Raw genomic sequence first — 23549 nt, forward strand, 5'->3', positions numbered from 1 at the left:
CAACGTACTCTTTACGTACTAAGTACTTCTATAGTAGACGGTAGTTGCCTAATTAGTTGAAAGATTTATTAGTTGAAAGATTTATTTACATGATTGCTGCGTTTACAAGAGCACGAGTATAGTCATTTTGTGGATTATTGAGCACATCATTTACACTGCCACATTCCACAACTTTTCCTTCATTAAGAACAATAACTCGCGTTGCTAAATGCCGAATCATACCCAAATCATGACTTACAAATATGCATGACATGCTTTTACGCTCGGAGCGAATGGACGCAAAAGCGTCTAAAATGCGAGTTCTTTCAGCAACGTCAATTGCACTCATAGGCTCATCAGCAAGCAAAACTCGAGGATTATTGATTAATGCGCGAGCAATACAAACACATTGCGCTTGACCACCAGAAAGCTCGTGAGGGTGACGTTCCAAAAAATCTTCAGGCTTTAAGCCTACTAATTTCAACATTTCGCAAACACGCTGCTCAATAGTTGCATCGTCTAATTTAAGCGATTTTCGCCATATTCTAAGAGGCTCAGCAACACTTTTTTGAACTGTCCAGTGTGGATCCAATGCAGCAAACGGATGCTGAAATACAAGCGACGATTCGCGTCTCATAAGCGTACAAGCATTTTTATTTACTTCTAATAAATTTGCATTATTTACGATTTCACCGCAATAAGTAACGTTACCTTCGCAAAGAGTTTCAAGCCCCAACATAGCGCGTATAAGAGTTGTTTTGCCGGAACCAGATCCGCCAATAATCGCCAAAGATTCGCCAATATTAAGATTTAAATCTACACCGCTTAACACTTCAGCACGAGTTTTTGCTCGACCTAAAGTAACGTGAATATTTTTTGCATTTATAAGCGAATTTTCTTCACTGTTGCCAATATGGGAATTAAATTTCTTAAAATCAGCGTTTTCAGAATCAACGTTTGCAGAACCAGTATTTGCAGAACCCACTTTTGCAGAATCTAAATTTTTAGAACCCAAATTTTGCGCTCTAAAAGTCAACTTTTTAGCAGCACTCACTAATTGTTTAGTAGAAGAAATACGCGGATTATCAAGCAAATTCTTAACATTTTCACTATCGACCACACGCCCAGAATCGAGCACATAGCAACGATTAGCAGCATGCGAAAGCACAGAAAAATCGTGCGTTACAAAAAGCATTGAAGCGCCCATATCATCTACAAGTGAAGCAAGCATTCGCACAACTTCACTTTGTGTAACCGAGTCAAGCGCAGTAGTAGGCTCATCAGCCAAAATCAAACGCGGAGAGGTAATCAAAGCTGTAGCAATACCAACTCGCTGCTGTTGACCTCCAGAAAGCTCAAACGTTCGTTGAGATGCGAGATTTTTCGACAACCCTACTTTTTCAAGCATCATGCATACTCGATTGTGAATATCGTCATCATCTAGATTGTAATGTATTCGCAAAGGCAAAGAAATTTGTTTTTCAACGCTTAACATTGGATTAAGTGCTCTATTAGCTTGCTGAAATACTACACCAACGTATTTTCCACGAATAGAAGCTAAATTTTCATCTTTTGCTTTCACTGTTTGAAGATTGCCAAGCATACAAGAGCCTGAAATTTCAGCATTTGACGGCAATAATCCAGTTATAGCTCGAATTAGCATAGATTTGCCAGAGCCAGAAGAACCAACTAAGCCAACACGCTCACCGTCAGAAATCTCAATTGATACGTTGTCAAGAATTAGTTTTCCGCCAAGTTTTAGCGTGAGATTTTGAATATTTAAGCTCATTTTTCCCCTACTTTATTCGTACTTTTTGATGAAGGATCTAAAACTTTGCGCAATACGTCACCAAAAAGATTAAGAGCAACAACAACTACAGTCACAATCAAACCTGGCCAGACAACCGATAAAGGATTTACGTGAATTAACGAAACAGAAGTAGCCAACACGCGCCCCCAGCTAGGAACTCCAGCAGGAACTCCAATACCCAAGTATGTTAAGCCACTTTCAGCCAAAATAACAGTTCCTGCAGAAAGAGAAAGCTCAACAAATGCAACAGGAATAATATTTGGTAAAACATGATGAATAAGAACATATTTACGCGATGAACCTTGCAAAACAGCTGAAGTCACATAATCAGATTGCAACGCAAGCTGCGCACTCGGCCGTACAATACGTGCTAAATTCAAGCCATAGCCAGTTCCACAAGCAATAACAATCACAACAACACTAGCTCCAAACGGAACTGCAAGCATAAGCGCAATTAAAACAGTTGGAATAGAAATCAATGCGTCAACAGACATAATACTTATTGTGCGAACAATTTGTGAACTAGAAATCATAAAGCTCAAAACAATAAACCCAACACAAGCAGCAACTAGAACAGTAGAAAAAACGAGAATCAGCTCAATTCTTGAACCTGCCATAAGCCAACTAAGCATATCCGAACCAGTGCCGTCCGTACCAAGCCAATGCGAAAAAGACGGCTTCTGCCATACTTTAAAACCGTTAGTTTCTAAAAGTGAGTACGGAGTCCATAAAAGCGAAAGCAAAGCAACAAAAAACCATATTGCAAACGTTAAACACACAAATTTACCGAAAGTAGCATTCCATACGCGCTTACATAAAGTAGATTTTACTTTGATACTTTTTTTAGACATATTGCACATAAAAACTCCCTTATTCGCATGTTAGATTCAACAATAGGAAATTAATTCAAACTATCTTTAGATAACCTAGGATCAAGTAGTCGGTGCGTAATGTCAACTACAAAGCCGATTAGCAAGAACAATGCAGCAAGCATAAAAAGCTCACCTTGCACTGCAATTAGATCGCGCAAACCAACATCTCGAACCATTCCCGTACCAATACCAGGTAAGGAAAACAGGTTTTCAATAACCATCACACCCATAACCATATGAGCGAAAGTTAAACCAATAACAGATACGAGTTGAGGAAGAGCAAGTCGCAAACCAACACGCCACACAACTTGTTTGCGAGTCATTCCGCAAGCCATAGCTTGAGAAGCTACTTCACTTTTAACAATATTTTCAACAGTTGCAGCAGTGTAACGCATAAAACTAGAGCCAACAATAAGTCCGACTGTAAGAGCCGGAATAAGAAGAGACGCAAAAGCTTCAGGAAATTCGCTCCAGCCATCTGTAGGGAAACCTTGAGTTGGCAGCAAGCTGAACACGCCAATACCGCGTCCTAATAGCAAAATAAGTAGCATGCAACCCCATAATGCTGGAACAGAGCCTGCTGTAATAGCCAAAAAGCGCGTAATTGCCTGTGAAAGTTTGCCTTCATGAGTAATTTGCAAACATCCAAGTGAAATACCAACTACTAAAGCAATAAACAGACCCAAAAGAATCAGCGGAAAAGTAATAGAAGCACGCATCGCAATAGTTGAACTTACAGAACGGCCAGTCAACATAGACACACCAAAGTCACCGCGGAAAACACCACAAATCCAGTCAACATACTGCGTAAAAAGTGGTTTATTAATACCAAGTTCTGCTCTAAGCTCCTCTACTTTTCCGCGAGGAGCGTTTAAGCCGGCCATAACTTGCGCAACATCGCCTGGAAGTACACGTAACGATATGAAAATAACTACAGAAATGCCAAGTAAAGCAAGAAGAAACAGCAATACTCTGTAGCAAATCATACGAAACATAAAATGCCTACTTTCTATGTTCTTCTAGTCGAAACACACCACAAATACACAAATTCGGACACTAGTGCAGTTTGCGCGCTGCGCGAGTGTCTTATTTTGCCCATTTTGGGACACTCACGCAGATTACATACTGCGCGAGTGTCTCTGATTAGTGGTTTTCGGACACGCGCGCAGTTTCATTTCTACATTAGAAACTAGATGGCGACTAGCAAATAAAAATCAACTAAGTCGCAGGTTGTATAGCGGCAAAATCTCTTGATTCATATCAAAAGACATTCCTTCAAGATTCTTCACTTTCGCAGTTACAACGCGATAGTTAAACAGCCAATCAGCAGGAGCATCCTCGCTAATAATTCGCGCAGCTTGAGCAAGCAATTTATCTGACTCTTTAGGATTCGCACAAAGCATAGCTTTAGCATACAAATCCTGGACTTGCTTATTGTCGTATCCGTAGTAATACGTAGGATCCGCCCACTGCCCAAAATCGTGACTCTCATTGTGATCAACCATCGACAAATCATACTGCTTATTCTTATAAACATCCTGAAGCCAAGTAGTAAACTCAACAATATTAACTTTCAAATTGATTCCAATAGGCTTCAATTGCGAGCGCAGCTGATCGCCAATTTGCGTGCCGTAAATATTCGGATAAGTAAGCGTCAAATCCATAGGATGTGATTCGTCAAATCCGACTTCCTTCATTAACTCCTTAGCGCGCTGCAAATCATGCGGATACAGCTTAGTTAAATCCTCATAACCAGGGTCAAGAGAAGGAATTGGACCGCCAAGAGCTAAATCCGTGCCGCCACGAGATGCAATAATTTGCTTGTGATCAATCGCGTAACGAATAGCTTTGCGCACGCGCTTATCTTTAGTACGTTCGCCTTTCATATTCATCGCTAGAACAAATTTATCTGTGCCATTACCTGCACTTACATCGTAACGCTTGGAATCATCTTTAAAAGGCTTAGCAAGTTGACCAGAAATAGGAGCCAACGCTTGCACAGAGCCGGAAGAAAGTGCGTCAACTGCTGCGTTATCGTCAACAAAATAGCGAACTACTATCTTATTAGTTTGCGCACGATGAATACCTTTATAACGCGGATTTGCTTTTAAAACAACACGATCATTTGGCACAAATTTGTCAATTAGATACGGTCCAGAACCGACTGCTTGAGTTTTTGCATCATACTTTGCGTTTTTATCAAAAACTAAACCTGAACGACTGCAAAGTGCCCACAAAAGCTTAGCATTTGGCTCTTTAAGAGTGATTTCAAACGTGTAATCATCTTTTGCTTTAGCAGACTCAACTTTTCCAACCATGTTAGAGCCGCGATATTTTTTAGCAATAAGCTCGTTAAACGACCATTCCGCATCATGCGCAGTAAGTCTATCGCCATTAGAAAATACAGCGCCCTTACGCATGTGGAATGTGTAACGCAAACCATCTTTACTTATTTCCCAGCTTTGAGCTAACGAAGGAACTACCTGATTAATATCATTGCGAGCAACTAAGCCTTCATACACGTTACCAATAAGCAACTGGTCAAGCGATGAACCTGATTGGTTACGGATATCAAGATTCGTAGGAGCTAACTTTAGACCTATAGATACAGTTTTGTTCGAAATTTCCGATACTGAATTTGATTTATTTGGTTTATTAGATGTAGTAAGAGTTGCAAAAATTGCACTAAACACCACTACCAAAACAATAGCTAAGCTAAATAGCCATATCTTGCCCATTTTGCGTTTCGAGCCTGAATAAGCATATTTTTCAGCTTCATTCAGCGAAGAGTCAGTGCTCGCAGCGAAAGAAGTGCTTTTGTTAGCTTCATCGTTAGTTTTACCGGAGAATTTTTCAGTCGCGCCGTTTTCTTCGTGCACGCTTTCCTCAGGTTTGCTGTTAGACATACCATAAACCTTTCTTAATGGCATATAAACATTATTTATTTGTTATTATTTATTTTTTATTTATTCTTTATTTATTCTTTATTTATTTTTGTCTTATAGCTCGCCGCTTTATTGGAAATGCACATTTGCAAACATAACTATTTGCATACCACATAAACCCAAATACAAGTCGACTGCATTACTAATCGTAGTCGATTGACAAGCCAGTCTCACCTATGGCGCGTCCAAAAAATCAAATCATATTTTGTATATTTTTGTAATATTTTTATACCAATACATATGAGATATATCCTACGAATGTGGTTAAATTCCAACAGAACGTAAACTTGCAAACGTACGCAATAATCGACATAAGATTACAGCGTAGAAGCGCGCAAATTCACGAAATATTAAGATGCATACACGTATCTCATATGTTAAAACTAAAGCGAGGAATGATGGCTGAGAACTTGAATACTACGGTAACTGTGAACGAATCCTCGGATCCGCAAAATAAAAGCGGCGAAGACCGTACAGCATTGAACCGCCAATTGGCGCAAATGCTTAAGGGTGGCGTAATTATGGACGTCACCACCCCAGAGCAGGCGCGAATTGCTGAAGATTCTGGCGCATGCGCAGTTATGGCTTTGGAGCGTATTCCTGCCGATATTCGTGCAGCAGGCGGCGTTTCTCGTATGAGCGACCCGGCTATGATCCACGGCATTCAAGAGGCTGTGTCTATTCCTGTTATGGCAAAATGCCGTATCGGTCACTTTGTTGAAGCACAAGTGCTTGAGGCTATCGAGATCGACTACATCGACGAAAGCGAAGTGCTTTCTCCAGCCGACGACGTGTATCACATCAATAAGCGCGATTTTGCTGTGCCTTTCGTTTGCGGCGCTAAGGATTTGGGTGAAGCTTTGCGCAGAATCAACGAAGGCGCTTCCATGATTCGCACTAAGGGCGAGCCAGGAACTGGAGACGTGATTCAAGCTGTGCGTCACATGCGCATGATGAATTCCGCAATTCGTAAGCTTACAAGCATGCGCGAGGATGAGCTTTTTGAAGAAGCCAAAAATTTGCGCGTGCCTTTCGAACTCGTAAAATACGTTGCACAAAACGGCAAGCTCCCTGTTGTTAACTTCGCAGCCGGCGGCGTTGCTACCCCAGCCGACGCTGCTTTAATGATGCAGCTTGGTGCCGAAGGCGTATTCGTTGGCTCCGGTATCTTTAAGTCTGGAGACCCAGCAAAGCGTGCTGCAGCAATCGTTAAAGCTGTAACTAATTACAAGGACGCCAAGATGATTGCTAAGCTTTCCGAAAACTTGGGCGAAGCTATGGTTGGCATTAACGAGCAGGAAATCAAGCTTTTAATGGCTGAGCGAGGCGAGTAATTTTGTCAAACTCACCTACCAATACTGATAACTCCGCTCATACTGTAGCAGTTTTAGCTGTTCAAGGTGCTTTTCTTGAACATCGCTTAATGCTTGAAAAATTAGGCGCACACGTTATTGAACTTCGTCAAGCGCGCGACTTGGAGCAGTCTTTTGACCGCTTAGTACTTCCGGGCGGCGAAAGCACTGTGCAAGCTAAGCTTCTTCGTGAGCAAAATATGCTCGAACCTTTGCGTGAGCGCATTGCAGGAGGAATGCCTGTTCTTGGCACTTGCGCAGGTTTGATTTTGCTTGCGAAAAACGTGGAAGGTGACGAAGTAAACGGTTTTGGCACTTTAGACGTAACAGTTAAGCGCAATGCTTACGGACGTCAGCTCGGAAGCTTCCATTGCGAGGCTGAGTTTGGTGAGCTAGGCAATGTGCCGATGACGTTTATTCGCGCACCTTACATTGCAGAAGTAGGCTCTAATGCCAAAGCTCTTGCAACTGTAGAAGGTCATGTTGTCGCCGCGCGCCAAGGAAAGCAAATCGGCACATCCTTCCACCCGGAGCTTGACAACGATACGCGAATCCACCAGCTTTTCCTGGATTTGTAATCTGATTCGTAAGCGCACCGATACAAAAAGCCTTCGCAGTAGCAATATCTGCGGAGGCTTTTTGATTACAGACACTCGCGCAGTGCTCAATCTGCACCAGTGCCCGAAGACCGGTAAAATCAGACACTAACGCAGAACGCATACTGCGCTAGTAACTAAAAATTGGCATTATACGTTACTCACGCAGAACGCAATCTGCAATAGCAACAAAGTTTTTAACGCGGACGTCAAAAACTTTGAATTTTATGTAATTTGCACAGTAAACGTATACATGCACGACAAACGTAATGCAATCGTAATACAGTGTAAAACGTTTATATAATATTGTATAACAGTGCAACACATTATAGAATGTAATAAAAGTTGATATATGAATATAAAAGAGCTAAAAAAAAAACAAATCAAAATTAAACAAAATTAACGAGTCAAGAAAACTAACGCGCTTATAGAAGCAAAAATTATAAGTATAAAATCAAGGAGCATATTATGGCAATCAGCGCAACTACAACAGCAACAGCAACCCCAGCAGCAGCAAAAACCGCAGCGAAAACCGCAAGCATCAACGTGCGCGTCACCAAGGATGTTAAAGCGCAGGCAGAAGAATTATTCGCAAGCTTCGGCATAACTCTTAGCGAAGCAATAAACATGTTCTTGCACAAGTCACTTATGGTAGAAGGACTCCCCTTCGACTTAAAACAGCCAAAATACAATAAAAAAACAATCGCCGCGTTTAAGGAATACGACTACATGAAAGCACATCCAGAAGAGTACAAGCGCTACGACAATGTTACCGAAGCATTGGAGGACGCACTAAAATGAGTCTAAAAGTCGTATTATTAAATTCATTCAAAAGAGATCTTAAGCGAATCAAAAAACGAGGATACGATATAAGTCTCTTAGATAGCGTCGTGCGAATGATTGCGTCGCAAGAGAAACTTGCTGAAAGATACTGTGACCACGCACTTACAGGCAACTATTTAGGATTCCGCAATGCCATGTAAAACCAAATTGGCTTCTTATATATCGCATAGATAACGATGATGTGGTATTTGTGCTTTCTCGCACGGGAACACACTCAGACGTATTCAACGAGTAGCGCTGCGAGTTGCTAAGCGTTGAAATCACAGTGTGCTTTCAACGCAAGCGAGGTCTGCCTTAGTCTCAATTGACGAAGGCAGGACAGATTTGTGTGGTAGTTCATTGGGAATTCGGTTGTGTTTTGCTTGCGCTGCGATTTAGCGCTGTTTGTTGTGCTTGCCGAAGGTGGAATCGTCACTTCGGAACCGAGCAAAGAAGCCGGTTGCCGCACTTACAGCAGATTTAATCATCGAGCCACTTACAACAGGATGCGCGAAGCAGTGCTTAGCACCAGAAGCAATATCAAGCGCGCCGCCACCAAAAGCCTTCGAAAACCCAGCTAAAGCAGAGCTTGGAAGCACAGACGCAACCCATCCATGACGACCAAATGCCCCAGCAACAGCGAACATTGAGAACAGTCCAATAGACAAGAACGTGAACATAATAGCCGACTGGCCGCCGGTATGAGGCAAAGGCACTGGCTGAACAAAGGTCTCCAAATAGTACATTGTAGTGAAGAACACTAAAGGCGACTTTTGATTATCAGACGCAGCAACATCTGCACCTTCGCTAAGTTCTGTCCAGTCGCAGTTAGTTCCTGTTCTGGCTGGCTTCTTAAACCAAATCTTATAAGTACTGCCCTGTTCCTCGGTACCTCCAGGTTCTCCGCTTTCTTCATCACTGCCATCACTTACAGATCGCGATTCTCTTGCGGATCGCGATTTCCCTACACGCGATTTCAACTTTGCACTACGCGAGCCAGAATTAGAATCTTCTCCTCCATCAGGTTCTCCACCAGGTTCCTCACCACCAATAACTTCGCCCGATTGAGAATCTATAGCACTTCTAAACTTTGAAGCGAAACTATTTTTTACAATTCTGTACGCATAATCCTGCGATTTTTCATCCTGCTTCTTCTCTAAATTACTCGAATTATACAGTGCAGGAACATAGTAAGTATAAGTAGTACCACCCGAATCTATATTGCAATCACATGTCATATTGTCATTTTTCATATCGCCAGGCTCCATTAGCTTGGCTTTAACAGGAATGTAGTATGCAATCTTTTTAAGATCATCATCGTTTGAAATTGTATCTAAAATCGTAACATTATTAGTTACGACTATATTATTGCTGTGACCATTCTCATCGAGGGAGAATATGTAACCACTAGCAAAATTTGCGATAGGATCATCATCAGGATTATTCTCAAAACCACTAGACTTCAAGTTATTCGCAATCAGCGTGCCTTTAAAACCACTGAACATACTATCAACAGAAAAGTAACGCTGCTTCCCTTCGTCATCCGTGTATACAGGTGTATCCGATTTTGTAAAAGCCTTATCGCTGAAATCTAATATAAGACTGTCGCCGCTTTCTGCTCCTGCATTGGAAAACATTGAACTAAGATTCGTAACTTTTGAAATATTCCACTTGCTTAAATCTGCAGCGCCAGTAAGTTTTTTGCAATATGCAAACATGCTAGACATGTCCTCAACATTGCTAACATTCCACTTACTCAATCCACTTATATCAGTCAGCTTATCAAAATCAGAACCGCTAATCTCATGGCTGAACATGCCGCTCATGTTCTTAACACTGCCAACATTCCACTTTTCTAGACTTTTAAGGTTACTCAAGTTAGTACAATCTCTGAACATGCTACTCATGTCCGTGACACTGCGAACATTCCAATCACTTAATGCACTTATATCAGCCAATCCTTTTATACCAATAGGATTAGGATCATCTCCGGAACCGTAGATATCCGTAGCGCAACCACTGAACATGCCGCTCATGTTCTTAACATTACTAACATTCCACTTTTCTAGACCTTTAAGGTCACTCAAGCTATTACAATCTCTGAACATGCTACTCATGTCCGTGACACTGCTCTTATCATTCAACCACTTACTCAAAGACTCAAGACTAGTTAAACCATTACAACCGATGAACATGCTGTTCATGTTCTTAACACTGCCAACATCCCAACCACTCAAAGGTTCAAGACCAGTAAGACTGCCGCAATTGTTAAACATGTCATGCATGTCAGTAACACTGCCAACATTCCAACCGCTCAAAGGTTGAAGATCAGAAAGAAAACTGCAGTTATAGAACATTCTATACGTGCTAGTTAATTTGCTTGTACTGCTCTTACCGCTTGTATTCCAATTAGATAATCCACTGATACTATCGAGGCTAGAGCATCCTGCAAACATGTCACCCATTTTTTTAACGTTACTAACATTCCAATTTTCTAGGCCCTCAGTATTTTTAATCTTGTCGCACAGCGCAAACATTGCCATCATATATTCAACGTTCTTTACAGTCCACTTTTTCAAAAATCCAAGCGAACTAATACCCTTGCAGTATTCGAACATACCAATCATTGCCACAACGCTTTTCGTATCCCAACCTTCCAAACCAGTAAAATCTGTTATGCTGGCGCAACCCTCAAACATTCTGTTCATGTTCATAACATTGCCAACATTCCACTTACTTAAAGGTTTAACCGAATCAATCGCCATCTCACCTGCATACCCGTCTACTGGATTCAAAGCATCATGTTGATTTTGGTTCTTAATAATAGACGCGAACATTCCAGACATACTTCTAACCTTGCTCACATCCCAATCTTCCAACCCTTTAAGCGATTTCAAGCTCATGCACCCCTCGAACATGTTGCTCATGTCCGTAACATTGCTAACATTTCTAGCCGCGCTATCCTTGCTAGCCTCCCTAGCCCAACCGCTCAAACCACTAATATCATCTAAAAACGTGCACCCCTCGAACATGCTCTTCATGTTCGCAACACTGCCAACATTCCAATTAGCCAAACCGCTAATATCTTCTAAACCAGTGCACCCCTCAAACATGCTTTGCATATTCGTAACCTTGCTCACATCCCAACCGCTCAAAAAACTAAAATCAGTTAATGAGGAATCCTTAAATAGGTAGGACATATCTGTAACATAACTTATATCGAAATTGTTTATGCTATCAATGTTACTAATATTTTTCCCTGAAAAAAGACCCACACCATTCTTTGACAAATGCCCGTACGCATATACTCTACCTCTGTAAAAACCAAGCGATACTTCTGTAGGAGAAAGTTTTTTTATTCCATTTATAATTTCACCAAACTCATCACCGTGATGATCAGCACTAACGGCACACTTGTCTGCTCCGGATGGAGGTTCGATTGAAAGAGTCTCGATTGTTTCACCTGAAGTTACCATGGCATTAGCCACGCAAGCAGGAAGCTTTTTAACTTCTTCTAGGCTTAATTTCTCACCATCACCAGCGCTGCGATCTTTGCCCTTAGCTTTGTTAGCGTCTTTGCTATCTTTTTTAGAAGCTTTGTCAGCATTTTTGTCAGATTTACCAGATTTTACAGCATCTTTACTGGCATCTTTGCCAGCACCTTTTCCAGCAATTTTACTGGCATCTTTGCCAGCATTGCTGTTATCTACAACCCCCCCCCATTAGATTCATTACCAGCTGCCCCATTAGCTGCCCCATCATTTCTCTTACCTTCTTTTTTATCTACCTCTTTAGCCTTATCCCCTTTAACTTCTTTACCAGCTCCCTCTTTAACTTCTTTACCAGATCCCCCTTCACCCGACTTATTTTGACCCCTATTATTCTCAACAACAGCAGACAAGACAGCAGAAAACAATGGATTCTTCGTTACGTTGGCATAAGCTATCGCAGGCAACACAGTTACGCTTAAAATCATAGAAGCTACGCATGAAACGGCACCAATTGCTGAAAGAATACGATGTTTCCTACTACTCATCATCAAACTTCCTCTCAAATGTGAACGAATCCACAGCCAGCGCATAAACAGTATGCAAAACAAATACATACCCAAGACGGTTCACCGGCGAACGTAATCTTTACACACAACCATCCACCATTATACGCCTAAACCCGAAAGAATAATATAACAAATTTATATAACAACCTATTGCACCAAAGTCGCACTACCGCACTATCGCAGGTTGCGCTTATAAATTTCAGCCATACCTTTGAAAATAAGATCCGGATCGTAATAGTCAATCGATTGCACGTCATTTTCAAAAAGCCTACCCAAGCCACCAGTAGCAACTACCTTAAATGGCTCGTCTATTTCAGTTTTAAACTGTGCAATTGTACGCTCAATTCCACCCAAGAAGCTGTAATATAATCCAGCTTGCATTGCGAGTTTAGTAGATTTCGCAAGAACAGACTGCGGTCTAGCTATTTCCACTTCTGGAAGCTGAGCCGTGTTATCCCAAAGTGCCGCAGCCGCAGTACGAATACCTGTGCAAATAAGTCCGCAAGTAATAGCACCACTTTTATCTATATAGTTGTAAGTTGTTGCCGTACCAAAATCAATAACTAGTACAGATCCTCCATATTCACTAAACGCACCAACGCAATCAGCTAAACAATCCGCGCCAAGAGTTCTTGGCTCATCAATACGAATATTCATACCGGTTTTAACACCAGGGCCTACAATCATAGGATCAATATGAAGAAATTTGATAATACTAGCGCGGAATGAATGCATAACTTTCGGCACAACAGAAGCAACGATAACATCTTCAACATCGTTTATTGTAAATCCGCTTAAATGCAAAAATTGCGCAATCATAATGCCATACTCGTCTGATGTATGATTAGACTTTGTTGTCATACGATAAGTGCCAACAATTCGGTTATTTTCCAAAAAACCCAGCACAATATTCGTATTACCAATGTCTACTGCTAATAACATGTGTGTCTACTTCCTATATTGGCATTTACGGATTAATTAAGTTAATCTGCAATCACGTGCGCACGTATTGTATGTGTATGTATACTATCCTATTGTATTTATACTACTTTTGCTAATAATCTTACATTTATACAAAATTAAGCTGCTTTTATGAAATCACTTAATTGTAATAAGTTACGAAATTATCTAACTACAAATCCTTGATTGTAACCATATTCTTGAAGATCTTTTTCCCACAATAAAAGACCATCTTTTAAAGAAATACGTTTACCAGGATCATCTGGAAGCCACAATTTACTTCCATCATCTTGAGTAACACCAGCATCAATCATGGCTTGCACGTTTAATCTAGCTAAAGATTTAACACTCCAGTCATATGCTCGACCCATAGTTGCTCTAAAATCACTTCGCGAGTACACTTCAAAAGGTAAATACCTGTATCCCGTATCCACGCGATTAGCGGCATCTGCAAATACACGATTAAACTTCTGACCGCCAAAATAGGGTATATCAATGCCTCGTGAATCACGAATAGTAGCTCTATCTAAAAATGACTTATCTCTAAGCGTAACAACATCTGCAGGAAACGCTCCACCATTGACACGAGTACGAATTCCATGCATATCATGGCATACAAAATTCACAAATCGCATTGCTGCTTCAGGCTTACGACTCGATTTAAGCACAGATAACGAAGAACCGCCCATTTCTGCATTACGCTTTTCTCCGTGCATAGTTGGCACATTCGTCACCTTCCACAATCCTGCAGTTCCAGGCACATTTTCCAGAAGCAAAGACGGCATCCAGGCTCCTGAGAAAACAGAAGCAATTTTTCCAGCTCCAACACCGTTCTTCCAGCGTTGACTCCAAGTTGTAGTTCTAATGTCAATCAAGCCTTCATCAATCATTGATTGCCAGAACTTTGTGAACTCTTCAGTACCCTTATCTTTACTCAATCTAACAGTAACTGTTTTCCCATCATGAGAAGTCATAAACGGGTGTCCACCTGCAAGCCAAATCATAGCGTTATAAAAACTTGCGTCACCTGAGTCTGCTGCAATATACACACCGATATCTTTAAGCTTACGAGCAGCATGACGGTAATCTTCCCAAGTGTGTATTTTTGTGGCATCTACACCAGCCTGCTTAAATACGTCATCATTATAAAACCAAGCCATTGGGCCAGAATCCATTGGTAAACCGTAAACACGTCCACCAAGTTGCACAGAAGACCATGTTCCAGGAGTATAGAAAGTGCGAGTATTTTTCACACGATCAGTAATATCTAAAAGCTGTCCACTTACCGCATATTGCGGAAGAGCAAAATATTCTAATTGAACAACATCTGGCATACCATAGCCATCTTGAATAGCGCTATTAAGATTGCTATATCCGCTAGTATCCTTTACAGTTACGTGAACATCCGGATTATGTAGTTCAAATTCTTCAGCAAGTCGTTTCATGCTTGGTTCCCAAGACCAAACACTAATTTGAGTTCTAGAATCTTTAGTTCCGCATCCGCAAGAAAATAGCAAAGAAAAAACACAAAGTATCGACAGAAGCAAGCGCGAAAAATGATTGCGTTGTTGCAAAATTCTTGCAAATGCAGACATAAGATTTGCCATCCGTTACTTTATGTTACTCAACGTTGTTATGCGCTTACTCAACAGTTACAGACTTTGCAAGATTACGAGGCTTATCAACATCATAACCTTTTAACTTTGCCATATCCATTGCAAATAATTGCAATGCAACTACATCTACAAGAGGACTTAGCAAAGTTGCACATTTAGGACGCCAGAACACAATATCTGCATAGCGAGAAGCATCTGGATCACCCTCTTCTGCAACAGCTATAGTGAAAGCTCCGCGCGCTTTAACTTCTTCAATTCCAGAAATAACTTTCGCATGAAGCACATCACGACCGCGAGAAGATGGCACAATCACAACTACCGGCTCACCTTCATCTACAAGCGCAATAGGACCGTGCTTAAGCTCACCTGCAGCAAAACCTTCAGTAAAGGTATACGCAATTTCCTTAAGCTTCAACGCACCTTCTAGTGCAACAGGATAGCCAACATGTCGACCTAAGAAAAGGAAAGATTTAGCTTCCAGAGTATGCTCAGCAGCTTTCATAATTGATTCAGATTGTGTATCAAGTACATGCTGAATTTTATCCGGCATCTCTTTTAATTGCGCAACGATTTGCTGAATTTCGTCGCGATACATAGTGCCTTTTACTTGCGCCAAAAACAGACCAAGCATATAAGCTGCAACTATTTGCGCAACAAAAGCTTTAGTAGATGCAACTGCTATTTCGGGACCTGCATGCGTGTAAAGAACTGCATCAGATTCGCGCGGAATGCTAGAACCTTGCGTATTGCAAATTGCAAGAACCCTACTTCCCTGCTCGCGCGCGTGACGCAAAGCCATAAGAGTGTCCATTGTTTCGCCAGACTGCGATATTGCAACCACCAATGTTCGATGCGTCAAAATAGGGTCACGGTAGCGAAACTCGTGCGCTAATTCAACTTCTACAGGCACACGAACCCAATGCTCAATAGCATATTTTGCAACCAATCCGGCATAACTTGCAGTTCCGCAAGCAACAACAATAATTTTGTCAATTGCGCGCAACACGTCTTGGCTAATATGAACTTCGTCAAGAACAATATTTCCCTGAGCGTCAAAACGCCCGCGCAAAGTGTCTGCAACAGCGTGCGGATCTTCATGAATTTCCTTATCCATAAAGGAATCCCAGCCGCCTTTTTCTACAGCAGACGCATCCCAGTCAACTGTAAAACAAGTAGGATTTTCAACAATATTATTGTCAAAATCAGTTAGAAGCAAAGATGCTTTGCCACTGCCATCTACATCTCCAATGCACACAGCTTGATCTTGACCAACTTCCAAGACTCGATCCGTATAAGCAACAAAAGCTGCAACGTCAGAGCCAAGGAAATATTCACCGTCTCCAAGACCTACAACCAACGGCGAATCGTGACGAACAGCAGCCACAATACCTGGCTGACGAACGTCAACAGCAAGTAATGTGAAAGCTCCTTTTAACATTTTTGCAGTACGACGAAGAGCTGTAAATAAATCCGGCTTGCCAGTTTCGTCTACAATATCATTCGCAATTTTACCAAGTAATTTTGCAGCAACTTCAGTATCTGTTTGAGAAGAAAATTCGTATCCTTCTTCGTGAAGCTGCTCTTTTAATACAACAGCATTTTCAATAATGCCGTTATGAATAAGCGCGATTTTGCCATCTGCACTAGTATGAGGATGCGCATTAATGTCACAAGGAGCACCATTAGTAGCCCAACGAGTATGACCAATAGCTGCACTCGCCTCAGGCATAGGATTTGCATCAATATCATTGCGAAGAACAGATAAACGACCAGCTTTCTTTCGCACAGTCGCACATTTCATTCCAGGAGCAACTAAAGCTACGCCCGAAGAGTCATATCCGCGATATTCTAGACGCTCTAACCCACCTAAACAAACTTCTAAAGGTTTTGCACAAACTTTTCCAAAACCTGCGTATCCTACAATGCCACACATAATCTTCTATTGTACGTTATGCGAGCGAGCGCACGCCAGAGAAGCACACAAAAACTACGCAAAACTACATAAATAAGATGTGTTTCTTACGTAAATTACAATACGTGATTTAGGAAATCTTTAAAACGATCAGTTTGCGGACTAGTAATAATATCTGCACTACCCTGCTCAACTATGACACCGCCATCCATAAACACAACCTGATCTGCAACCTCACGCGCAAAACCAATTTCGTGAGTTACTACAATCATAGTCATGCCATCTTTAGCAAGATTTCGCATAACGGTTAATACTTCACCTACAAGCTCTGGATCTAACGCGGATGTTGGCTCGTCAAATAGCATAATTTCCGGTTTCATAGCAAGAGCGCGAGCAATTGCAACGCGTTGCTGCTCACCGCCTGAAAGCTCTGCAGGATAATGGTTCATACGCTCATCCATGCCGACTCGCTTTAACTCTTCAATAGCTAAATCGCGCGCTTCTTGAGCTTTCATATGCATAACATGAATAGGAGCTTCCATAACGTTTTCTAAAGCCGTCATATGAGGGAATAAATTAAAACGCTGGAATACCATGCCAAGCTTCGCACGCTGTTGAGCAATTTCTTTGTCGTTAAGAGCCTGCAGACATTTCTCACCTTTATGCATTACTTGCTTTACACCGATGCGCTCGCCATAAATACTTATACTTCCTGCAGTCAAAGTTTCTAGTTGATTAATTAAACGCAATAATGTCGATTTTCCTGAACCGGACGGACCCAAAATAACTGTTACACTACTTGGGTTCACTGTCATATTAATACCGTTAAGTACATGCAATTGGCCGAAAGATTTTTGCACATCGCTAATAGCAACCGCAGGAAGATTAGATTTTGCTTCTACCATTTATTCACATCCAATTTGTTTATTTCATGCAAAATTTAAAATTTACAAAGAAAAATATTAAAATTTAAGCTATTATGCGCTTATTTAAGCATTAAATCCGAGCATAGCAGCATCATTTCGTCCTTTAACATTTTTCCGTTTAGCATCTAATGATTGATCGCCGCGCTGATCAGAATCAGTATTAAGTTGAGCATGCTTTACAATATCTCTTGCTTCAAAACCTTTAGCAAAATGCTTCTCGAGCATGTATTGCAAAACCATCAAAATGGAAGTAATAATCAAATACCAAATACTCGCAACAAGAAGAAGCGGAATTGGTTTATAGATACGGTTAGCAATAGCATTTGTAGCAAATTGCAATTCAAGAGTAAACGGAACTGCAAGAACTAACGAAGTCGTTTTTAGCATACCGATTGTTTCGTTACCAAGCGGAGGAACAATAATACGCATTGCTTGAGGAAGAATTACACGCCTCATAGTTAAAGCTCTACCCATTCCAAGAGCCTTAGCAGCTTCAACTTGTCCACTATCGACAGCTTCCAATCCTGCGCGAACAATTTCCGACAAATAAGCTGATTCATTCAAAGACAAACCAACTACAGCAGCAGTAAGAGAAGTCATAATTACATTAGAATCAATAGACCAAAATTCTACAGAAGTAAAAGGAATGCCAATACTAATTCTCGGCACAAGCACTGCAAACATGCCCCAAAATACAAGCTGCGTATAAACAGGAGTACCACGGAAAAACCAAATAAAGAACCAACTTACGCCACGAAGCACAGGATTAACTGACTTGCGCATCATCGCTAAGCCTACCGCAAACACGATTGAAATTACCATAGCAATTAGCGTAAGAAGTAACGTCCAGCCAATACCAGAAAGCACATTATCGCTTATTAAATATATTCCGACTACTTGCCATTCAAAACGAGGGTTAGTAATAATACTGTAAAGAAGCGAACATGCTATTACAGCTACAATGACTCCGGCAATAATAGGTCCTGGCTTTTTTACTGGCAAAATACGTTCAGAGTTAGTTACTCCGGACTTGCTCTTAGCAGAGTTACCAATTAAAGAATTCAAAATATGCTCCAATAAGTACGTTTATACAAAAACAGCAAAGTAAAGAAACAATCTGAGCCGAGAATTCAATCACGACTCAGATTAACAATATCATTTTAGATAATTATTCAATTATTTGATAGCTAAAGTTTCATAGCTAAAGTTTTATAGTTTTGGATTAACTACAGACTTTTCAATAGCAACATCTTCAACGCCCCACTTCTTCAAGATATCCTTGTAGACGCCGGACTTCATAAGCTTATCAATGCCAGCTTTTACAGCCTTCAGCATCGCTGCATCACCCTTTTTAACAGCCGCTCCCATTGGTTCAGAATCCTTGCTGTTTTCCAAAATTTCAAGCTTTCCAGGATTTTTAATTGAAGCGTAACCTGCAACAGGAGTATCTGCATACATAACATCAGCGCGACCGGAAAGAAGTGCAGTAGTTGCGTCAGTTTGCTCCTTGAAGCTCATGATTTCAAGAGGCTTATTTCCTTTAGCTGCGCACTGTTTCTTTGCTTCTTCCATAATAGGTTCGCCAACAGTTCCAGTTTCCAAAGTTACTTTCTTGCCACAAAGGTTCTTTGGATCTACTTTAGTAGGATTTCCCTTACGCACTTCAAAAGACAAACCTGCGTTTGCATAAGTAATAAAGTCTACAGACTTCATACGCTCAGCATTTACTGTAAAACCAGAAATACCGACATTATATTTGCTTCCTATTGCTGGAATAATTGAGTCAAACTGAGCATGCATAATTTTTGCTTTTAAGCCCATGACCTTTGCAAGAGCCTTCGAAAAATCAATTTCGTAACCTACAGGAGTTTTACCGTCTGCAGCAAAGAATTCTGCAGGGGCATAACTTACGTTTACACCAACAGTTAACTCTCCTGTTTTTGCAACTGGTGCTGGTACCAAGGCTGCAACAGCATCATCTTTTTGCACATGACTTACATCATAGCTACGAGCAACATCAGGGTCTGCTTCTTTAGAATCAGCAGGTCCACATGCAGCAATACTGCCAATCATTACTAAAGATGCAACAATAGCAACAGGCTTCATAGATTTAAACATAGTTCTTCTCCTCATGTATGTACTAAGAATCTATAATTTGCATTAATGTGTATAACTATACACGATAACCCTACAAATTCAACAGCCTTTTATACGATTATTGAATATACAAAGATACTCATGCGGTACATCTGCACAATAATTATGCTTTTCATAAACAAAAACTGCATATTATTCGCAATAATGTATAATATGTGCGTGTCGCATTGCCTCACTTTTTATCACGTGCGAAGCAAGCAAGTGTTTCACAAACGCATAAAAAAGAAGCGTCAACTCTTAATCAATACTACGAGAACGCAGATTACGGTAACGCATTTCACGCAAAGCCTCTCGCTTATCTTGCTCCTCACGCAAAGCCTGACGCTTATCAAATTCCTTTTTACCGCGCGCTAAAGCAATTTCTACTTTTACGTAGCTTCCCTTAAAATACAAACGCAAAGGCACAACAGTGTAGCCTTTCGCCTCAGTTTGCCTAGAAAGCTTAGCAATCTCAGCAGCGTGAAGCAGAAGCTTACGCTTGCGCTTAGGAGCATGATTATTCCATGTGCCGTTTAAATATTCAGGAATATTTGCTCCTTCAAGCCACATTTCACCACGACGATCAATATTCACAAATGATTCAGCTAAAGAAGCACGCCCTTCGCGAAGTGACTTAACTTCAGTACCAGTAAGAGCAAGACCTGCTTCATAACAATCTTCAATTACATAATCATGATGCGCTTTACGGTTTTGTGCCACAGTAACAGTGCCATCTTGCGCAGGCTTATTTGCCATAATTCCCCTCCAGTACACATCACACACAAAAGAAACTTGCCATAAGATACTACTATCTTATGGCAAGAACAATAAGTCGTAAACTTACAAAGTTTTCAATTTCAACAAATTGAAAACTTTGAAGTACTTATATTTAATAATGCACATACTCGTAATCGCCTGGATTATAAATAGTTTCATAAGCAGGGAATGTCGAAAAACCAGTTCCACCTTCAGAAATAAGAACTGATCCATCAGCATTCACACGTTCCACAACCGCAACATGTCCATATTGCCAATCAGCATTCCAATTACCAACACGTTGACCACGAGCAAACACCATAACAGCACCAACATGTGGAATTCTATTAACTAAATATCCAAACCTACGACCAGTATTCGCCCACTCAGCACCATTACCCATGTAGGAGCCAACAGGCAAACCAAGTTGCGAACGACGCAAATAAGCCCATAACGTGCATTGACGAGCAGGATAAGCAGAACCACCAACAGTGTTTCCAGTATTATGCCCGTAGCAGAACTTAGAACCTTCTGCGCAATTTCCAGGAACAGTATAATTCATACCATTAGCAGCACCATTAGAAAGTTGCATCGGAGGAAGGTAAACATTCTTTCCAGAGCTTCCATTCAATTGCTGGCGATTACCAGCATTCGGATCAGCCTTAGCGAATGACTTATTAGCAAGAGCACGCGCTTGAGCATCGATGGCAGATTTCATTGCTACAATTTCTGCAGCCTCACGCGCAGACTGAGAAGTCAAACTACTCTTTTGACCTTCCAGCTGCTTACGAATCTCTTCACCATGATCTCGCAAACTTTGCAAGGACTTTTTGCGATCATTGGCGGCTTTCGCAGCGATTTGAGCACTTTGCGCTTGAACATCCGCCTGCTGCTTTAACTTGGTTATTTCTGCTTCAATAGCAGCCAAACGCTGACGACGATTCATAGAAGTATTCAACTTAATAGCAGCATCATTAGCAGCATTTGCTTCACTTCTAGCAACAGCAGTCTCGGATTGTAACTTTCCAACAAACTGTTCTGTAGTAGTTGATTTAGTCACAATATCCATAACATTAGATGCCTGAGAACCATGGAAACTCTTACGAGCAAGCTGTGCTACAGCAGCCTTAGCATCATCAAAATCTTCACCAGTTTTTTTAATTTTCTCTTCCAAATCACGCTTATCTTTTTGTGCAGACTCTAGACGCTGCTGCGTTGATTCTACAAGACTGCGCGCCTGAGAAGCTTGCTCTTCTGCTTGTTGAGCAGCTCGTATTTGATTTGGAATTTTATGCTCATTTAAATCATTCAATTCAATGATCTTATTTGCAAGTTGTTTACTTACACCAGCAAGTTGGCGCTTCAAATTCTCGTTTCGTTGTATTTTGCGCCTATATTCCTTCATGTTGACAGCACTTGCTGTAGACGCATTAAATAATGCACCAGCAACACCAGCAAACATCATTGAAATAGCAACTATTAAACTCACTACAGTGTGAGTGCGTCGAATTGCATACATGCTATGTCGATCTTCGCTCATATCACTTCCCTTTCAACATCACTATTGCGAATTATACCGTAATGCAAGGAATCACGCGAGTTTCTACTTCAAATCTTCTAAAATATTACTTTCACAATGCTCATGCGAAAATAACGCAAATAATTACGCACCTATTATTTTGCATTTTAAGCTTTTAAGTATCGCCTCAAAGCAATAGCAGAAGCAACTATAGATAACACTACTGCACCAGCTACAAGTATTGGAACGCATAGCCACACAGTTGTTTGAGTAACAAATGGCATCCAACGCACATTCTGCGCAAGCCAATCAGTTACAAAAACTTTAACTACTAAACTTAGCGCAGCACCAGCAAGTAAAGAACCCACAAACGACGCGAACGCTCCTTCAAGAAGAAACGGCATACGAATAGTCCAGTTAGAGGCACCAACTAAGCGCATAATTTCGGTTTCTTGACGACGGCTAGCAGCAGACATTCGAATCGTAGTGCCAGTAAGCATAATCGCTACAACAACCATAACTGCTGCAAGCACAATTGTCACAACAGTAGCGCGATTAAGCACACTGAAAACAGGATCAAAAATCTGACGCTGATCAACAACTTCTTCCACACCATCGCGTCCAGAAAGAACTTCTGAAACAACCTGATATTTCATAGGATTAGTAAGCTTCAAGCGCAACGAATCTTGCATGTCTGCCGCAGTTAAAGTACGTCCTTGATACATTCCGTTAGGATATTGCTTTAAGAATGTGTTTTTATAAAATTCATTGCGGCTAACATAAGTGATATTTGAAACATCATCGCCTAATTCTTGGTGAATAATATGCTCCAATTTTACAATTTCGGCATTAGTAGGCGCTTTTCCAGAAGCACAAGAAGGAGATTGGCTAGTTCCATCCGGGCACAGCCAGGCAACCACTTCTACTTTGTCATACCAGTCACCTTTTGCCTTGGTAATCTGCGCTTGCATAAGCACTGAAACACCAATAAAAAGGAAAGAGATGAACGTTACAAGCATAACCGAAAGAATCATCGAAACATTACGACGCAAACTAATGCAAGTTTCGGAAAAAATAAATCGTAAACGCATTACTCTGCTCCTTCAGTTTTATTAATGTCATTATTGCTATCGTCAACACTAATGTTCTCATTATTAGTATTTTCAGCTGCAACAGGTGGCTTAGGCGGAGCTGGAGGCATAGGAGGAAGCTGAGATTTACGCTCAGATTCAGCATCGGATTGTAACTTACTTTCTGCTTCTGACTGCAACTCATCGCCGGTTTCGGATTG

General features: G+C 41.0%; 19 protein-coding genes and 1 pseudogene. 5 read left to right on the forward strand and 15 right to left on the reverse strand.

All coding sequences use genetic code 11. From position 1 onward, the window contains the following. Positions 1-85: 85 nt before the first annotated feature. The 4 genes from HXT41_RS02895 to HXT41_RS02910 all read right to left on the reverse strand — a co-directional run bounded on the left by HXT41_RS02895 (position 86) and on the right by HXT41_RS02910 (position 5567). Positions 86-1768, reverse strand: coding sequence for an ABC transporter ATP-binding protein (locus HXT41_RS02895; RefSeq protein WP_116440489.1), 1683 nt, complete (start codon positions 1766-1768; stop codon positions 86-88). After that, positions 1765-2649: an ABC transporter permease gene (locus HXT41_RS02900; protein WP_421788804.1), complete on the reverse strand. Its 885-nt coding sequence runs from the start codon at positions 2647-2649 to the stop codon at positions 1765-1767. Before HXT41_RS02900 ends, HXT41_RS02895 begins: the two co-directional genes overlap by 4 nt. A 41-nt stretch (positions 2650-2690) precedes the next feature. Beyond that, complete coding sequence (locus HXT41_RS02905; protein WP_410310335.1) at positions 2691-3656, reverse strand: ABC transporter permease; 966 nt, start codon at positions 3654-3656, stop codon at positions 2691-2693. A gap of 219 nt (positions 3657-3875) precedes the next feature. Continuing rightward, a complete protein-coding gene (locus HXT41_RS02910; protein WP_410311083.1) occupies positions 3876-5567 on the reverse strand; it encodes an ABC transporter substrate-binding protein in 1692 nt (563 codons plus the stop codon). Between the two features lie 437 nt (positions 5568-6004). Between HXT41_RS02910 and pdxS the strand changes: the two genes are divergently transcribed. From pdxS to HXT41_RS02930, 4 genes and pseudogenes are all read left to right on the forward strand, one after another. Next, on the forward strand, positions 6005-6940 hold the full coding sequence (gene pdxS, locus HXT41_RS02915; protein ID WP_076002965.1) for a pyridoxal 5'-phosphate synthase lyase subunit PdxS: 936 nt from the start codon (positions 6005-6007) through the stop codon (positions 6938-6940). Between the two features lie 2 nt (positions 6941-6942). Then, entirely contained in the window at positions 6943-7536 is a 594-nt protein-coding gene (pdxT, locus tag HXT41_RS02920; RefSeq protein WP_004108408.1) for a pyridoxal 5'-phosphate synthase glutaminase subunit PdxT, read from the forward strand. A gap of 486 nt (positions 7537-8022) precedes the next feature. After that, the gene (locus HXT41_RS02925; RefSeq protein WP_248893456.1) at positions 8023-8355 is read left to right on the forward strand and encodes a type II toxin-antitoxin system RelB/DinJ family antitoxin; all 333 of its coding nucleotides are present in this window, start codon (positions 8023-8025) and stop codon (positions 8353-8355) included. Then, positions 8352-8632, forward strand: a pseudogene (locus HXT41_RS02930) (type II toxin-antitoxin system YafQ family toxin). Before HXT41_RS02925 ends, HXT41_RS02930 begins: the two are co-directional and overlap by 4 nt. Positions 8633-8771: 139 nt before the next feature. Here the strand turns inward: HXT41_RS02930 and HXT41_RS02935 are convergent. Continuing rightward, positions 8772-11852 (reverse strand): BspA family leucine-rich repeat surface protein, encoded by a 3081-nt coding sequence (locus HXT41_RS02935; protein WP_421788805.1) that lies wholly within the window; start codon positions 11850-11852, stop codon positions 8772-8774. Here HXT41_RS02935 and HXT41_RS02940 point away from each other — a divergent pair. Continuing rightward, the gene (locus tag HXT41_RS02940; protein ID WP_410310331.1) at positions 11851-12102 is read left to right on the forward strand and encodes a hypothetical protein; all 252 of its coding nucleotides are present in this window, start codon (positions 11851-11853) and stop codon (positions 12100-12102) included. The two genes, HXT41_RS02935 and HXT41_RS02940, sit on opposite strands and share 2 nt — an antisense overlap. Here HXT41_RS02940 and HXT41_RS02945 read toward each other — a convergent pair. The 10 genes from HXT41_RS02945 to ftsX form a co-directional block, all read right to left on the reverse strand. Next, positions 12083-12415 carry a hypothetical protein gene (locus HXT41_RS02945; protein ID WP_410310330.1) on the reverse strand — a complete coding sequence of 111 codons (333 nt, stop codon included), beginning with the start codon at positions 12413-12415 and terminating at the stop codon, positions 12083-12085. The two genes, HXT41_RS02940 and HXT41_RS02945, sit on opposite strands and share 20 nt — an antisense overlap. A gap of 192 nt (positions 12416-12607) precedes the next feature. Next, entirely contained in the window at positions 12608-13375 is a 768-nt protein-coding gene (locus HXT41_RS02950) for a type III pantothenate kinase (protein WP_012914375.1), read from the reverse strand. A 182-nt stretch (positions 13376-13557) separates the two neighbouring features. After that, entirely contained in the window at positions 13558-14988 is a 1431-nt protein-coding gene (locus HXT41_RS02955) for an ABC transporter substrate-binding protein (protein ID WP_410310438.1), read from the reverse strand. Positions 14989-15034: 46 nt separating this feature from the next. Beyond that, positions 15035-16942 (reverse strand): glutamine--fructose-6-phosphate transaminase (isomerizing), encoded by a 1908-nt coding sequence (gene glmS / locus HXT41_RS02960; RefSeq protein ID WP_410310329.1) that lies wholly within the window; start codon positions 16940-16942, stop codon positions 15035-15037. 95 nt (positions 16943-17037) lie between these two features. Next, the gene (locus HXT41_RS02965) at positions 17038-17826 is read right to left on the reverse strand and encodes an amino acid ABC transporter ATP-binding protein (RefSeq protein WP_421788806.1); all 789 of its coding nucleotides are present in this window, start codon (positions 17824-17826) and stop codon (positions 17038-17040) included. Positions 17827-17910: 84 nt separating this feature from the next. Continuing rightward, entirely contained in the window at positions 17911-18912 is a 1002-nt protein-coding gene (locus HXT41_RS02970; RefSeq protein WP_102155694.1) for an amino acid ABC transporter permease, read from the reverse strand. Between the two features lie 144 nt (positions 18913-19056). Beyond that, positions 19057-19965 (reverse strand): ABC transporter substrate-binding protein, encoded by a 909-nt coding sequence (locus HXT41_RS02975; RefSeq protein ID WP_004108432.1) that lies wholly within the window; start codon positions 19963-19965, stop codon positions 19057-19059. Positions 19966-20241: 276 nt separating this feature from the next. After that, positions 20242-20739, reverse strand: coding sequence for an SsrA-binding protein SmpB (smpB, locus tag HXT41_RS02980; protein WP_004107461.1), 498 nt, complete (start codon positions 20737-20739; stop codon positions 20242-20244). A 133-nt stretch (positions 20740-20872) separates the two neighbouring features. After that, complete coding sequence (locus HXT41_RS02985) at positions 20873-22279, reverse strand: CHAP domain-containing protein (RefSeq protein WP_174182534.1); 1407 nt, start codon at positions 22277-22279, stop codon at positions 20873-20875. A 146-nt stretch (positions 22280-22425) separates the two neighbouring features. Further along, positions 22426-23349: a permease-like cell division protein FtsX gene (gene ftsX / locus HXT41_RS02990; protein ID WP_076002972.1), complete on the reverse strand. Its 924-nt coding sequence runs from the start codon at positions 23347-23349 to the stop codon at positions 22426-22428. Positions 23350-23549 lie beyond the last annotated feature (200 nt).

This window comes from Gardnerella sp. DNF01189, from assembly GCF_049244195.1.
Lineage (GTDB): Bacteria > Actinomycetota > Actinomycetes > Actinomycetales > Bifidobacteriaceae > Bifidobacterium > Bifidobacterium swidsinskii.

What these genes read in the sequence shown, in the direction of transcription:
- HXT41_RS02985 (WP_174182534.1), bottom strand. Translation starts at nt 22,279, where the DNA reads ATGAGCGAAGATCGACATAGCATGTATGCAATTCGACGCACTCACACT.
- HXT41_RS02940 (WP_410310331.1), top strand. Translation starts at nt 11,851, where the DNA reads ATGGCATTAGCCACGCAAGCAGGAAGCTTTTTAACTTCTTCTAGGCTT.
- glmS (WP_410310329.1), bottom strand. Translation starts at nt 16,942, where the DNA reads ATGTGTGGCATTGTAGGATACGCAGGTTTTGGAAAAGTTTGTGCAAAA.
- pdxS (WP_076002965.1), top strand. Translation starts at nt 6,005, where the DNA reads ATGGCTGAGAACTTGAATACTACGGTAACTGTGAACGAATCCTCGGAT.
- smpB (WP_004107461.1), bottom strand. Translation starts at nt 20,739, where the DNA reads ATGGCAAATAAGCCTGCGCAAGATGGCACTGTTACTGTGGCACAAAAC.
- HXT41_RS02925 (WP_248893456.1), top strand. Translation starts at nt 8,023, where the DNA reads ATGGCAATCAGCGCAACTACAACAGCAACAGCAACCCCAGCAGCAGCA.
- HXT41_RS02965 (WP_421788806.1), bottom strand. Translation starts at nt 17,826, where the DNA reads ATGGTAGAAGCAAAATCTAATCTTCCTGCGGTTGCTATTAGCGATGTG.
- HXT41_RS02900 (WP_421788804.1), bottom strand. Translation starts at nt 2,649, where the DNA reads ATGTGCAATATGTCTAAAAAAAGTATCAAAGTAAAATCTACTTTATGT.
- HXT41_RS02895 (WP_116440489.1), bottom strand. Translation starts at nt 1,768, where the DNA reads ATGAGCTTAAATATTCAAAATCTCACGCTAAAACTTGGCGGAAAACTA.
- HXT41_RS02945 (WP_410310330.1), bottom strand. Translation starts at nt 12,415, where the DNA reads ATGATGAGTAGTAGGAAACATCGTATTCTTTCAGCAATTGGTGCCGTT.
- HXT41_RS02905 (WP_410310335.1), bottom strand. Translation starts at nt 3,656, where the DNA reads ATGTTTCGTATGATTTGCTACAGAGTATTGCTGTTTCTTCTTGCTTTA.
- HXT41_RS02935 (WP_421788805.1), bottom strand. Translation starts at nt 11,852, where the DNA reads ATGGTAACTTCAGGTGAAACAATCGAGACTCTTTCAATCGAACCTCCA.
- HXT41_RS02910 (WP_410311083.1), bottom strand. Translation starts at nt 5,567, where the DNA reads ATGTCTAACAGCAAACCTGAGGAAAGCGTGCACGAAGAAAACGGCGCG.
- HXT41_RS02975 (WP_004108432.1), bottom strand. Translation starts at nt 19,965, where the DNA reads ATGTTTAAATCTATGAAGCCTGTTGCTATTGTTGCATCTTTAGTAATG.
- ftsX (WP_076002972.1), bottom strand. Translation starts at nt 23,349, where the DNA reads ATGCGTTTACGATTTATTTTTTCCGAAACTTGCATTAGTTTGCGTCGT.
- HXT41_RS02950 (WP_012914375.1), bottom strand. Translation starts at nt 13,375, where the DNA reads ATGTTATTAGCAGTAGACATTGGTAATACGAATATTGTGCTGGGTTTT.
- HXT41_RS02955 (WP_410310438.1), bottom strand. Translation starts at nt 14,988, where the DNA reads ATGTCTGCATTTGCAAGAATTTTGCAACAACGCAATCATTTTTCGCGC.